The following is a 13,757-nucleotide window of genomic DNA, read 5'->3' as shown; positions in this document are numbered from 1 at the left end:
GATAAATTCCCATGTATGAGTAGCTAATTGCATACATGGGTTTCTTTTTGCCAAGAATCCCCTCAAAGTTAGCTGGGGGCGTAACTTTTTCCACAAAAAGCAGTCTATTAATAGAAGAGTATACTAGAGATCTCGCTGCTGCCTACTTGGCAGTGTTCGTGATGTCTAAGATTGATATACAAGATGGGAGAGACGTTTCAGACATGCTGGGGAAACATGGGAAACAGCTGGAAGACGTTAAGGGCAGTAAGGTGAAGAAATGGGCGATTGTGACGCTGGCGGGTGTGATCTGGATTGCACCGGTGATGAGCGCAGGCGGGCAGATGTGGTCAGGCACTTCGTGGCAATCGGTGGCCGCTGCAGCATCTACAAATACAAGCAAGTTGAGTGAAGAAATTCTGACTTCGGGTGCGAAGCTCATGAAATACAGATATACAACAACACGTTCCGGTTCCAAGGTCAACGTACTGGCGGATGTAATCCAGGTGGATTTGCAGAACCCGTATGTGAAGCTGGATGTGATGACAGGCAAGGGCGGTAATCTGAACAGTAAACAGAGTACAGGTGCCATGGCTAAGGAAAATGGTGCAGTAGCTGCTGTGAATGGCGATTACTTCAATGTATCCGGCGAGCTCGCACCAATTGGTGGACAGGTCTCCGATGGCGTTCTGGTCTCCACACCTTCCGAACTGTCAGGCATGTATGCCCTCACGGTGACCAAGGATGGCAAACCGATGATCGATGAGTATTCTTTTGACGGAACAGTGAAGGCGCAGGATGGTTCAACTTTTGCTTTGCGTGGGATAAATAAAGAGGATTATACGGTAGAGTCGGGTGCGGTGAAGTATAGTCATGCCAACTCGATGTATATTTATACACCGGCATGGACCTCCACCAAACGTCCAAATGACCCTTCCACAACGCCGACAGAGGTACTCGTGCAGAACGGAGTAGTTACCCAAATCTCGGATAAAAAAGCGTTAAACATGACGGTGCCGAAGGATGGGTACATTTTGCGTGCGCATGGAACAGCGGCAACATGGATCATGAGCCATCTATCCGTTGGGCAAACCTTGGATGCGGATTACAAGTTAAAAGCCAAAACAACCGGGCAATCGGTTGATCCAAGTAACCTGGAGATGATGATTGGCGGTCACACCATTTTGGTGAACGGTGGAAAGGCAGCTTCCTTTTCCCGTGATATCGCATCTTCCGGCATCGGTGGTATTCGTGCAAGAACGGCAGTGGGCTACTCTCAGGATGGTCGGTATGTCTACATCATTGCAGCGGAGAAAAATAGTAACAGCAGCGGGATGTCGCTGACGGAATTGCAATCCTTTATGACCAGTGTGGGTGTCTGGAAAGGCATGAACCTGGACGGGGGCGGCTCCACAACCATGGTAACCCGTCCGTTGGGTGAGCAAACCGCTGGTCTGACGTTCAACACAGAGTATGGCACCGAGCAACGTCAGGTTGTAAACACGCTGGGTGTGTTCTCTACGGCTCCTGTAGGTAAACTGAAGGGCTTTGCCGTGAGTGGAAGCCAAACGCTGCTGGTGGGACAAGAGGGCAAGTACACAGCCAAAGGATATGACACCTACTACAACCCGATCGCAACAGGCGATATCAGCATGTCCTGGAAGTCCAGCAACAACGGTATCGTGAGTGTCAGCAATGGCACGATCAAAGGCGTGAAGCCAGGTACAGCAACGTTGACGGCAACGAGCAATGGAGCTTCATCCTCCATTAAAGTATCGGTACTGGGTGGAAGTGAACTGGCTTCCCTGACAGCAGGATCGGGTCTCGGTTCGCTCAAAGCGGGCACAACGATGTCCATTCCTGTAACGGCAACGACGAAGAGCGGACAAAGTGTTACGGTTCCGGCAGACTCGCTGACATGGGAATTTATCGGATTCAAAGGTAAAGTTACTGCTGACCAATTAACCGTATCTTCTGTCAATTCCGGTGCACAAGTTGGATATGCGATTGGTCGTTATGATGGTTATAGCACAGTCGTAGTACTCTCGGCTTCTGCCAGCGAAACGATCTGGGAGAACTTCGAGAACGTGAATTATCCGATCAACTTCACGACGAACGCAGCGGGTGTAACTGGTTCAGCAACCGTTACTGCAGGAACTGGTGAAAAAGCCGGCTCCAATGTGCTGCAACTCGATTATGATATGACTGCTGGAACAGGCAAAATGTATGCTTATGCACAACTGAACGGTTCCACGGGTAAAGAGGTATCTGCAGCAGCTACATCAATGTCCATGGATGTTATGGGAGATAAGAGCCTGAACTGGCTGCGTGCCGAATTCACGGATGCCAATGGCAAAACGGTATATGCCGATCTCGCCAAGGCGATTGACTGGAACGGGTGGAAGAAGCTGAGTGTGGACCTGAACGGACTGAACATTGCCTATCCGGCGAAGCTGAAGCGGGTCTATGTGGTGAACGTGGAAGAAGGTCAGGATGAGCGTGCGAAATCAGGTACGGTTGCTTTTGACAACATCGCATTCACGATGCCTTCCAAGTCCAGTGAAGTTGGATTGCCTACGGGTACAGCTTCGCTTGTGCTTGGACAGAAATCGATGACGGTGAACGGAACGAAAAAAGCCATTGATGCAGCACCGGTCCTGAAAAATGGTACGACGTATGTGCCAATCAAACATGTTTTGGATGCTTTTGGTGGTCAGGCAAGCTGGGATAGCAAAAATCAGCGAATCACGGTATTACGTGGTGGCAAGCTGATTGATCTGGTTGTAGGGCAGAAAGAATTCATTCTGAATGGTAAAAGACAGAGCGCAACTGTTGCGCCATACGTAACGGGTGGTAGGACTTTAGTCCCGCTTAGACTCGTTTCCGAGCAACTTGGTCTGACTGTAAAATGGGAACAGAAAACGAAGACCGTTACCATCTCATCGTGATATGGTATGATATATACCGGAAACGATAGAAATGGAGTCGAACAAACGTGGATTTACAAGCCGATGCCATAGACCGCGTCATTAAAAACGCCATACAAGTCATGGAAAACAGCAAATATCAAATGTTCGAAATTATGGACGCAACTCGTGATGAGCTGAAAACACTCAACGAGGAGTTAAAGTCGGTACTGAAGGAGACGGCGGAAACAATCGAGAAAGTAGATCAATTGGAGCTGAACTACCGCCGTTCCCGGATCCGGCTGACTGAGGTTAGCCGCGACTTTGTCCGTTATTCCGAGCATGATATCAAGCAGGCGTATGAGAAAGCAACACAGCTGCAGCTGGATCTGATGATTTATCGTGAGAAGGAAATGTATCTGAAGGCTCGCCGGGATGATCTGCAGAAGCGTGCCAAAAATGTGGAAGCTTCCGTGGAGCGTGCCGAGACCATCGGTTCGCAGATGGGTGTTGTACTCGAGTACCTGTCAGGTGAACTGGGTCAAGTGACCCGGATCATCGAATCTGCCAAAAATCGACAAATGATTGGTTTGAAAATAATTTTGGCCCAGGAAGAAGAGCGGAAACGTATTGCTCGTGAGATTCATGACGGGCCTGCGCAGATGCTCGCCAATCTAGTGCTTAGGACGGAAATTGTAGAAAGAATGCTCATTAAGCAGGATTTTAAGATGGTCCAGGCCGAAATAGTAGATTTGAAAGGCCAGGTTCGTTCCAGTCTTGAAGAAATGAGAAAAGTTATTTTCAATCTGCGTCCTATGGCACTGGATGATCTGGGACTGATTCCAACGCTTCGGAAGTACGTGCAGGATTTTGAGGTAAAAACGAAAATCCGGTCGCTTTTTGAAACAAGAGGTAAGGAACATCGTTTATCTTCCGCGATGGAGGCAGCGATCTACCGCCTCGTGCAGGAAGGTCTGTCGAATGCTGCAAAGCATGCTTATCCCACTTATGTTGTAGTGGAAATTACATACCAGGCTCAGCTCGTCAAAATTGTCGTTCAGGACAATGGGCTTGGGTTCAAACCGGAGCTTCTTGCGAAGAAAAGCAAGGATCATACCCACTTCGGTCTGATTGGGATGAGAGAACGGGTTGAACTGTTAGAAGGAAGAATAGAGATCGAATCCGGAGAAAATCAAGGAACCAAAATAGTGATTCATATCCCGACAAACGTGGATAAGGGAAAGGAGTAGCAGGATGATGGAAAACCGTGATACTGGTAAAGCATCGATTAAAGTTCTTTTGGCTGATGATCATCAGCTGTTCCGTGAGGGACTGAAACGCATTTTAAATATGGAGGACGACATTGAGGTCATCGGCGAATGCGGCGATGGTATTCAAGTGCTCGAATTCTGCAATCAGGATAAACCTGATATTGTATTGATGGATATCAACATGCCAATCGAAAATGGGGTAGAAGCAACGGAGAAATTGCGTGAGCTGTTCCCTGATGTCAAAGTAATTATCTTGTCCATTCATGATGATGAAAGTTATGTATTTGAGACGCTTCGTAAAGGGGCTAACGGATACTTGCTGAAGGATATGGAGGCCGAGTCTCTGATCAATGCGATTCGTTCCGTGCATGAAGGACATGCGTTCATACATCCGAAAGTAACAGGCAAACTGATCATGCAGCTGCGTCGTATGACGTATCTTAATGAAACAGGGGCAATGAGTGAAGGAGCTTCGAAGGAAGCAGGCGTTAAATTTGTCGCTGGCGACAATAACCCGCTCACACGTCGTGAGGCTGAAGTGCTTCGCTTGATGGCAGAAGGTAAGAGCAACAAAATGATTGGTGAATTCCTGTTCATCAGTGAAAAAACAGTAAAAAACCATGTCAGCAGTATTCTGCAGAAGATGGAAGTGGACGACCGTACTCAAGCTGTTATCAATTCGATCAAATATGGTTGGGTTACGCTCTAATACCTTATGTTTTTCGTAAAGCAGTATTCTTACGGTAAGTCAGTCCATTGGTTGATTCAACCTAGACGAAGTATAGATTGGTGTTCACTCGCGCCCTTTCCAGAATGTTGGATTGGTCTGCGGGTTAATGGACTTTATCACTGCAAATGAGCAAAGTGTAAGGTTGTGCGGAACATATGTTCAAGCTTAGGCGTGAATGAATGACCTGGCCTGTCTTTCTTCGTCCGGTGTCGATCAGCGTGGAATATGAGTGATAGGAAATGCAAGTGTAACCCTTCAGGAAGTACAGCATATACTTGTTGTATACAGGGATGTTCGCCATGGGTGAGCATGACCTTCCGAGGAGGTGCAGTTGCCATGGTTGCTCATCTGACTATGATTCTGCTCATATACTTCCTGGCGGCAATGGCCGTTCATGCCATGCACCAGCGCCATCTTTCCCGTCCGGAATCTGAAGGTTTCGAGCAGATTCTGCTCATCCCTTCCAATCAGGCAGGGCGGATCGAAGGCATTGTAAGAGAACTTTGCCGGGAATTGTTATACCGTGGTAAGAGCTTCAGATTAACAGTTGTCGCTGATCGTACAGAAGCGGAAACGATTACGATTATTGAAAAGCTTATGCAAAGGCAAGGCATGGAGACATCTTATCTGCCTGCTGTCCCTGCTGATATTGAACGGGTAGCACAGACCGATCACACGTTTCGCCTGATTGATTTGCGTGAGTCAGAGCAATAAATCATCATGTAAACGGAAATGGGATTAACATTTCGCAGATCTACAGTGAAAAGATTACAGCAGAAGCTGTAGTCTTTTTTTGTAATTGTAGCTAAGTCTGCTTTTAAATTAAAAATGGGTTTTTATGCAATCTATGGTTATTGTCTGGGTTTTGACGAGTTCATGAGTATTAAAATAAACTTTTCGAAGTCAGAACTCTTAATTTAAAAGTATAGACGATTCAGATTGGAAAAAGTTTCGCAATTTTATAGAAAGATTCTGGTTATTAGCAGAATTGTATGATGGAATCATGTTGTGTGACTAACCTTGTGATGTAAAGATTCAATTGGTATAGTAATAAGTAGATTAATCATAATATGGACATGAAGCACATGCGCCGGCGAACAGCCGGATTGGCATGTGCTTTTTTTGCGTTCAGGAGAAAGTACGATGGGGGGAGGAGAGTAAATGAAGGTTGCTTTGTATATGTGCCGTGTAGGGGAAGGGTGGAACATGATGTTATCACTCGATATTCGAGTGGATGTGGTTTGGTGGCTAGAGGGAGGAAGTGGGCGACATGTGCTGCGCTGGTTGCTGTTAGACAAGGCGTTACCGTTAAGTCAGGCATCCTGGTTGGTTGAACATTTTGGGATGGAGCGAGGTATGGATCAGTGGGGCCAGCGCGAATGGCAGAACTATCTTGCGCGGAAGCTGGATGTGTATGAATTGGCCTCGGGGGAAACAGAGGCCAGAAAAGGTATAGCAGGCAAAGCGGGGAGTGCCGCTGCGCGTCGCATTCAGGTAGGCGGGATGCCAGAGCCGTATCCCGCCGGGCAGTGGGCTCAGCTGGAGCGGGACGCGGCCCTGCTGGCTGAGCGGATCAGCGGCCGCCAATTACTGGCGGCCGAGGCGGAGGCGTTGCTGGCGGATACCGCCCAGCCGCCAAGGGAATGGCGCGCGGCTGCGCAGCTCGCGCGCTTGCACGGGCGGCTGAGTGTCACAGCCGCCCTCGAAGGGCCTGCCACGCGCCGTCGGCACGCGTGGCTTGGACGCGCGCGGAGCGCGCCCCGCTGCCACCGTTGTGGCAGCGAAGCCAGGCAGCGCGTGCCCTGCGCTGCCTGCGGCCTGGCGGCGTGCGCCTACTGCGAGGCTTGCCTCGCGCTGGGGCGCAGCCGTGCTTGTGCGCTGCTGCTACGCAGTGCAGCGCAAGAGGCCGTGCCAGTACGCGGCGAAGCACCGCGTGGCACGGCCTTGGCCCCCACCGGCGGCGGGCTCGCCCGGTGGGGGCTAAGCGCAGCGCAGAGCGCGGCAGCAGCCGCGGCGCTTGCGTTTTTAGCCCGGCCACCCGCAGGGGATGGGCCAGGGCGGTTCTTGCTGTGGGCCGTGACGGGGGCCGGCAAGACCGAGATGATATTCCCACTGCTCCAACATACACTGGATCGTGGCGGACGAGCACTGGTTGCTACGCCGCGCAGGGATGTGGTGCTGGAACTAGCTCCGCGTCTAGCCAAAGCTTTTCCAGACACCTCGCTCGCTACCCTTTACGGAGGCAGTGACGAACGCTGGAAAGACGCTCATCTTACGCTCGCGACCACACATCAACTGATGCGTTTTTATCAGGGGTTTGATCTCGTTATCATCGACGAACTGGATGCGTTCCCTTATCACAACGATCCCATGCTCGCTCACGCGGCGGCATCCTCCTGTAAACCGGAGGGGAATTTCGTCTATCTGTCTGCTACACCGCCTGCTTGGCTGCAGAGAGAAGCGGCGAAGGGGGTGCTCGCCCATGCCAAAGTCCCGGTACGTTTTCACCGTCATCCTTTACCTGTCCCGCGCTTGATCAAGATGATAACCGTTGCTGAATGTATTAAGAAACGAAATCTTCCTTCTGCCTTGAAGACTAACATCCAAATTTCATTGGAGCGTGACGCCCAGGTATTTGTGTTTGTGACACGTATTGCCCAAATTGAGGCGTTTGTGAATCTGATGCGTCGTACCTTTCCCGGAATCCATATCGAAGGAACTTCATCTCAGGACCCTGATCGTGCTAGCAAAGTTACAGCATTTCGTGAACGTACCATTCGTCTGCTCGTAACCACCACAATCCTGGAGCGTGGCGTGACCATTCCGCGCAGCGATGTTTTTATATTGGATGCAGACAATGGTCTCTTTGATGAAGCTTCACTGGTTCAGATGGCGGGTAGAGCAGGGCGTTCCATGGATGACCCGGCGGGTAGAGTGGTTTTTGCATCATCTCGTCGGACGCGTTCTCAGGTTAAGGCCGTTGTGCAGATCCGGAACATGAACACCATCGCTCGTCGCAAAGGCTACCTGCACTCACCATCCCAGACATAATTGTCAGCTGCCAAGTTCGGTTCCACATTTCACATTACATTCCCAAGACTGGAGGTTTACTCATCCATGTTCACCTGGCTCAGCAACATAACCGATCATGCACAGCACCTGACCCAATGTCTTCATCACCTGCTCGCCCCACCGGGAGCGACTTGTCTGACATGTGGCACTCGAGCGATTCTGTCTTCAACTTATTCAGGCATATGCCAACGTTGTGTGAAGCAGATTCCATGGATCCGTTCCATCCGCTGCCTGCGTTGTGGTCGAGGTGTCGGATGTCCGGACTGTGCTCGTCCACACATGCAAAACCGTTCTTTTATCTCCAACCGCAGCGCCGTACAGTACAACGCTCTTATGAGAGAATGGATTGGAATGTACAAATTCAGAGGCCATGAAAGATACGCGCCGCTCCTAACCGCCCTGTTGATTCAAGCCTTTCAAGCGATGAGCGAAGAACGAAATTCTGCTTTGGCAAAAGAACCCCCAGCCCCCGTGGCTCATCCCGCCACACTTGCTCAACAAAGGAAGCCGCAATGGCGGCCTGACGCGGTCACCTATGTCCCGGTGAGCAGCGAGCGTCTGGCCGAGCGCGGCTTCAATCAGGCGGAGCGGCTGGCTGCTGGGCTCGCCACCGCCTGCCGCTTACCCATCTTTGATCTGTTGCAACGCCAGATCAACACCACCAAACAAAGCTTCAAATCACGCGGTGAGCGTATTGAAACGATGAAGAATGCTTTTTCCATCAACCCGGATGGCATGAAGTTAATTGAAGAGCTATACAGGGGATCTCATCTGCCAACACATATGGGCATGACACATGCCAAACCCTTACAGATACTGCTAATCGATGATATATACACAACAGGCAGTACCTTGGACGCTTGTGGGCGGGTTATCTTAAATGCTGGTTATTCCATGGAGATTCCGGTTGAAATTTACACGCTGACACTGGCAAGATCCTAATCGGCAAATCAGTATATTGAGCTACTGTTTAATATTCTTCAGGTCTCCCTGCATATACAACCTACGCTTCATCTTTTAATAGATAGGAAAATGCGTTCTCGTATTAGTAATTTCATAATTGCGAATTACTGTCTTCGTATTTATTCCGTTTGAAATATAGTTGTTTGATGAAATTATAAATGAAAGCGCAATAAGAAATTTTTTACATGTAAAAAAGAGGAATTGATATTCTTGCACAGAATAGATAGTTTTGCCGTTCACCACAGGTGACAGCATAGGGAGTGGCACAACATATCTGTTGAAGGGGAGAACAAAAGTGGTCGCAGGAAAAAGAAAAAACGGATTTTACTTATGGACTGTCCGTCTACTAGTATTCATGCTGGTATTCGGACAGTTTGGCGTGTACGGGGGGAACCGGGCATATGCAGCAGTAGGAAGCGGGATAGTCTCATCAAGTAATGATTACCAATATGTAATGACCAACAACAACGGCCAATTAGAGGTGAACCAAAAATCAGTTAAACTGAGTTGGGCGAGATCCTACAATATTTCATCAACGGGATATTCGTTCACCAGAATGCAGTCTATCCTGGGTTTCACAAGTGATATTACCAACATAAGCTTTGGATCGTATACATCCAAATATTCTGGACAGATCGACAATGCTTTTTTAATTGATCTGAGCAAAGTGCGTGAAATTGCTACTGAGATGACGTACAGACAACCCTATAACCAAGTCGGACAATGGGAGATCACACACTATAATGTGCTAGGTCAACTGACGCCGATTGATGTATATGATTATGATATCAGACAGTTGAGTTTGGTTGTAAACGCAGATACGGGAGAAGTTGTAGATTTTTACTCTGAACTTAATCCGTACTATACACGTAAAGCTGAACCCGCTTCTTTTACCAAACAGGAGGTAAATCCGTTACCGATTAATAATGTACCCTCTGTGCCTTCGAATATAACGGGTAACTCAAGTGAAAACACGACGCATATTCGCTGGGATCATGCACAGGAAGCTGTACAGTATGAAATTGAGCGTGATGGTATTTTAATGGGGCCTTATTATGGTACCAGCTTCGATGATGCTGTACTTATTCCTAACAAAATTTACTCTTACAAAATACGTGCTATAAATTCGATAGGAAAAAGTGAATGGAGTAGTGTCTTTAATATCAAAACACTGCTTAACGAACCTGTGATCTCCACGAGCTCTGAGCAAGGGAAAAATATAATAGAGTGGGCTGCAATTAATTATGCCGATGGTTATCAACTTCAGATTGATGGTGAAGCCCCGATTGATCTAGGTAATGTAACGAATTACGAACACGTTGGTTTGGAGGCCAATTCCAGTCATACCTATGCATTAAAAGCAGTATCTTCAGATAATGAGAGCAACTGGAGTAGAATGGCTACGCAACTTGTTGTGCCAGACTCAGCCAGTGGTTTGAAGATTACAGAAAATACATTCAATAAAATCTCTTTAAGTTGGACTGCAATTAAAGGTTCTAGTGGATATGATCTGGAGGTTGATGGGATCATCGTTCCGGTCTCTGGTACAACGTACAGCAAGACGGCTCTTACGCCCAATACCGAGCACACATTTCGATTGAGATCTAAAAATGCAGGCGGCGTAGGTAAGTGGACTGATATGCTAACTGTTTCGACACTTTTAAGTACGCCGGTTCTTAAAGCAATTTCATCGCAAGAAGAGATGATTTTGGTATGGCCTGCAATTGAGGGGGCTACCTCTTATGAGGTGGAAGCTGATGGAGTTAATATAGGAATTGTTATAGATCCAGCTTATACACACTCTGATCTATCACCAGGGACACTTCATAAATATCGTGTACGAGCTTTGAATGATACCAATACAAGTGCATGGACTGCAATTTTGTCCCAAAGTACACTCCCTGGTCCTGTTTCGAATCTCACTATAAATTCGGTCACTAATGCAGCTGTTGGTCTGAAATGGACAGCAGTGACAGGGGCGACAGGGTATGATTTGGAGATTGACGGTGCAATTGTACCTGTCACTGGCGTAGCCTACACAAAGAGTAACCTTGCAGCAAATACAGAACACACCTTCCGTATTCGTTCGAAAAATGCTGCAGGTGTGGGTGAATGGAGTGATCCGCTCAGTACAACGACACTGTTGAATACACCTGTATTAAAGGCTACTTCAGCAGAAACAAGTATCAATCTGACTTGGGCAGATGTACCAGATGCGACTACATACGAGATTGAAGCCGATGGTACGGTTATGACAACATCCAGCGAACTAACATTTGTACACAGCGATCTATTGCCTGGAACGGCACATAAGTATCGTATTCGTGCTTTGACAGAAAACAATACAAGTGCATGGACAACAATGTTGACGCAAAGCACGATACCTGCTTCGGTTACAGGGTTGAATATTAGCTCTGCGACGAACGTGGCCATTGCCTTGAAATGGATAGCAGTTACTGGAGCGACGGGGTATGACCTGGAAATCGACGGTACCGTTGTCGCAGTAACGGGAGTGGCCTATACGAAGAGCGGTCTTGCAGCAAATACAGACCATACCTTCCGTATCCGTTCGAAGAACGCCGCAGGAGTAGGTGCCTGGAGCGATCTGATTAGTGGAACAACATTATTGAATACACCCGTATTAAAAGCAACATCAGAAGAAACGGCAATTAACCTAACTTGGGCAGCTGTTGCAGACGCTACTACTTATGAGATTGAAGCCGATGGTGCAGTAATTGCAACAATTAGTGATCCAGCGTATGAACATGTTGATCTGTTACCAGGGACTGCGCATAAGTATCGAATCCGTGCTCTTACGGATATCAATACGAGTGCATGGACAACAGTGTTGACGCAAAGTACAATACCGGCTTCGGTTACAGGGTTGAATATTAGCTCTGCGACGAACGTAGCCATTGCATTGAAATGGACGGCAGTAACTGGAGCGACGGGATATGATATAGAGATTGACGGAACGGTTGTCCCAGTAACGGGAGTAGCCTATACGAAAAGCGGTCTTGCAGCAAATACAGACCATACTTTCCGTATTCGTTCGAAGAATGCGGCAGGCGTAGGTGCCTGGAGTGATCTGATTGGTGGGAAGACATTACTGAATACACCCGTATTAAAAGCAACATCAGAAGAAACTACAATTAATTTAACTTGGGCAGCGGTTGTAGACGCTACTACTTATGAAATTGAAGCCGACGGTACAGTGATTGCCGCAGTTAGTGATCCGGCATATTCACATATTGGGTTGTTACCAGGAACAGCGCACAAGTATCGTATACGTGCTCTAACGGATAACAATACGAGTGCTTGGACTGCTGTACTGTCGCAAAGTACGATACCTGCTTCAGTTGCGGGACTTAATATTAGTTCTGTTACGAATGTGGGTATCACTCTAAAATGGACAGCAGTAACTGGGGCAACGGGGTATGACTTAGAAATTGATGGTACCGTTGTTCCAGTAACGGGAGTGTCCTATACGAAGAGTGGTCTTGCTGCGAATACTGAGCACACCTTCCGTATTCGTTCAAAGAACGCCGCAGGAGTAGGTGCTTGGAGCGATCTAATCAGTGGTATGACTCTTTTGAATACACCTGTATTAAAGGCAACATCGGAAGAAACAACAATCAATCTATCATGGTCGGATGTAGAAGATATGACCGCGTATGAAGTTGAGGTCGATGGTACAATTGTTGGCATAGTTAGTGAGCCAGTATATATACACGATGGTTTATTGCCCGGAACAGCACACAAGTATAGAATTCGCGCTTTAAAAGGTGAAAACACAAGTGCATGGACAGCAGTGCTGACGCAAAGTACCATCCCTGCTGCAGTTAACGGTTTCATGTTAAATAACGCTACACCTGTTGCGATCTCAATGAAATGGAGCCCAGTTACAGGTGCTACCGCTTATGATATGGAAATTGACGGTGCTGTAATTTCTGTCAGTGGAGTTGCTTATACGAAAAGTGGTCTTCTAGCGAATACAGATCATACCTTCCGTATTCGTGCGAAGAATGCTGCTGGCATGGGTAGCTGGAGTGAGATCGTAACCGCTTCGACTCAATTAAATGTACCAACAACGCTGAAAGCTGTACCTGAAGAAACCGCAGTTACGCTGACATGGAATGAAGTTGCGGGTGCAACAAAATATGAGATTGAGGCCGATGGCATAGTGGTTGCTACGGTGAGTGATCCCTTGTATATCCACAATGGATTACTTGGTGGGACGGCGCATAAGTACCGTATACGTGTCCTGACTGACACTAATGCAAGTGCATGGACAGCAATACTGTCCCAAACTACGTTGCCTGCCAGTGTCTCAGGTTTAAGTATTAACTCTGCAACCACAGCGGCTATCGCGCTGAGATGGACTGCTGCAACTGGAGCTACAGGGTATGATCTGGAGATTGATGGTACAGTGGTTGCCGTGAGTGGAGTCGCTTATACGAAGAGCGGACTTGCCCCAAGTACAGAGCATACTTTCCGAATTCGTGCTAAAAATGCTTCTGGTGCAGGAGCTTGGAGTGATATGATAACGGGAATGACTCAATTAACTACACCTGCGCTGAAGGGGACTTCCGACAGAACAAACGTTATTCTGACATGGGGTGCGGTTATGGGGGCTTCGTTTTACGAAATTGAAGCCGATGGGCAAATTATGGCGACGGTCAGTGATGCAACATTTACTCATTCTGACTTGTTACCTTCCAGTTTGCATAAATATCGCATTCGCGCATTCAACGATCAGAACACAAGCGTATGGTCTTCTGTACTAAGTATTAGAACATTGAATTAAATATATAAAATTGGGGAGCAAGGTTGCGT

Annotated in this window: 7 protein-coding genes; all 7 read left to right on the top strand. The window is 47.7% G+C overall.

All coding sequences use genetic code 11. The features are described 5' to 3' along the window. Positions 1-203: 203 nt before the first annotated feature. The 7 genes from MKY44_RS26025 (at position 204) to MKY44_RS25995 (ending at position 13,728) form a co-directional block, all read left to right on the top strand. On the top strand, positions 204-2,927 hold the full coding sequence (locus MKY44_RS26025) for a stalk domain-containing protein (protein ID WP_341009183.1): 2,724 nt from the start codon (positions 204-206) through the stop codon (positions 2,925-2,927). 47 nt (positions 2,928-2,974) lie between these two features. Further along, on the top strand, positions 2,975-4,135 hold the full coding sequence (locus tag MKY44_RS26020; RefSeq protein WP_074092506.1) for a sensor histidine kinase: 1,161 nt from the start codon (positions 2,975-2,977) through the stop codon (positions 4,133-4,135). A gap of 7 nt (positions 4,136-4,142) precedes the next feature. Beyond that, positions 4,143-4,865, top strand: a complete 723-nt coding sequence (locus MKY44_RS26015) for a response regulator transcription factor (RefSeq protein WP_026081439.1) — start codon at positions 4,143-4,145, stop codon at positions 4,863-4,865. Positions 4,866-5,222: 357 nt separating this feature from the next. Further along, a complete protein-coding gene (locus tag MKY44_RS26010; protein ID WP_036612497.1) occupies positions 5,223-5,600 on the top strand; it encodes a hypothetical protein in 378 nt (125 codons plus the stop codon). 447 nt (positions 5,601-6,047) lie between these two features. After that, a complete protein-coding gene (locus MKY44_RS31570; protein ID WP_445670665.1) occupies positions 6,048-7,937 on the top strand; it encodes a helicase-related protein in 1,890 nt (629 codons plus the stop codon). 66 nt (positions 7,938-8,003) lie between these two features. Further along, on the top strand, positions 8,004-8,900 hold the full coding sequence (locus MKY44_RS26000; RefSeq protein ID WP_341009180.1) for a ComF family protein: 897 nt from the start codon (positions 8,004-8,006) through the stop codon (positions 8,898-8,900). Positions 8,901-9,216: 316 nt separating this feature from the next. Beyond that, complete coding sequence (locus MKY44_RS25995; protein WP_341009179.1) at positions 9,217-13,728, top strand: fibronectin type III domain-containing protein; 4,512 nt, start codon at positions 9,217-9,219, stop codon at positions 13,726-13,728. The last annotated feature ends 29 nt before the right edge of the window (positions 13,729-13,757 follow it).

It is taken from the genome of Paenibacillus sp. FSL R7-0026 (assembly GCF_038004485.1).
GTDB classification, from domain to species: domain Bacteria; phylum Bacillota; class Bacilli; order Paenibacillales; family Paenibacillaceae; genus Paenibacillus; species Paenibacillus xylanexedens_A.
This window is presented reverse-complemented; position numbering and strand designations above follow the sequence as displayed.

Excerpts from the sequence above, each read along its gene's own strand:
- MKY44_RS26025 (WP_341009183.1), top strand. The coding sequence starts at position 204 with ATGCTGGGGAAACATGGGAAACAGCTGGAAGACGTTAAGGGCAGTAAG.
- MKY44_RS26015 (WP_026081439.1), top strand. The coding sequence starts at position 4,143 with ATGGAAAACCGTGATACTGGTAAAGCATCGATTAAAGTTCTTTTGGCT.
- MKY44_RS26010 (WP_036612497.1), top strand. The coding sequence starts at position 5,223 with ATGGTTGCTCATCTGACTATGATTCTGCTCATATACTTCCTGGCGGCA.
- MKY44_RS31570 (WP_445670665.1), top strand. The coding sequence starts at position 6,048 with ATGAAGGTTGCTTTGTATATGTGCCGTGTAGGGGAAGGGTGGAACATG.
- MKY44_RS26000 (WP_341009180.1), top strand. The coding sequence starts at position 8,004 with ATGTTCACCTGGCTCAGCAACATAACCGATCATGCACAGCACCTGACC.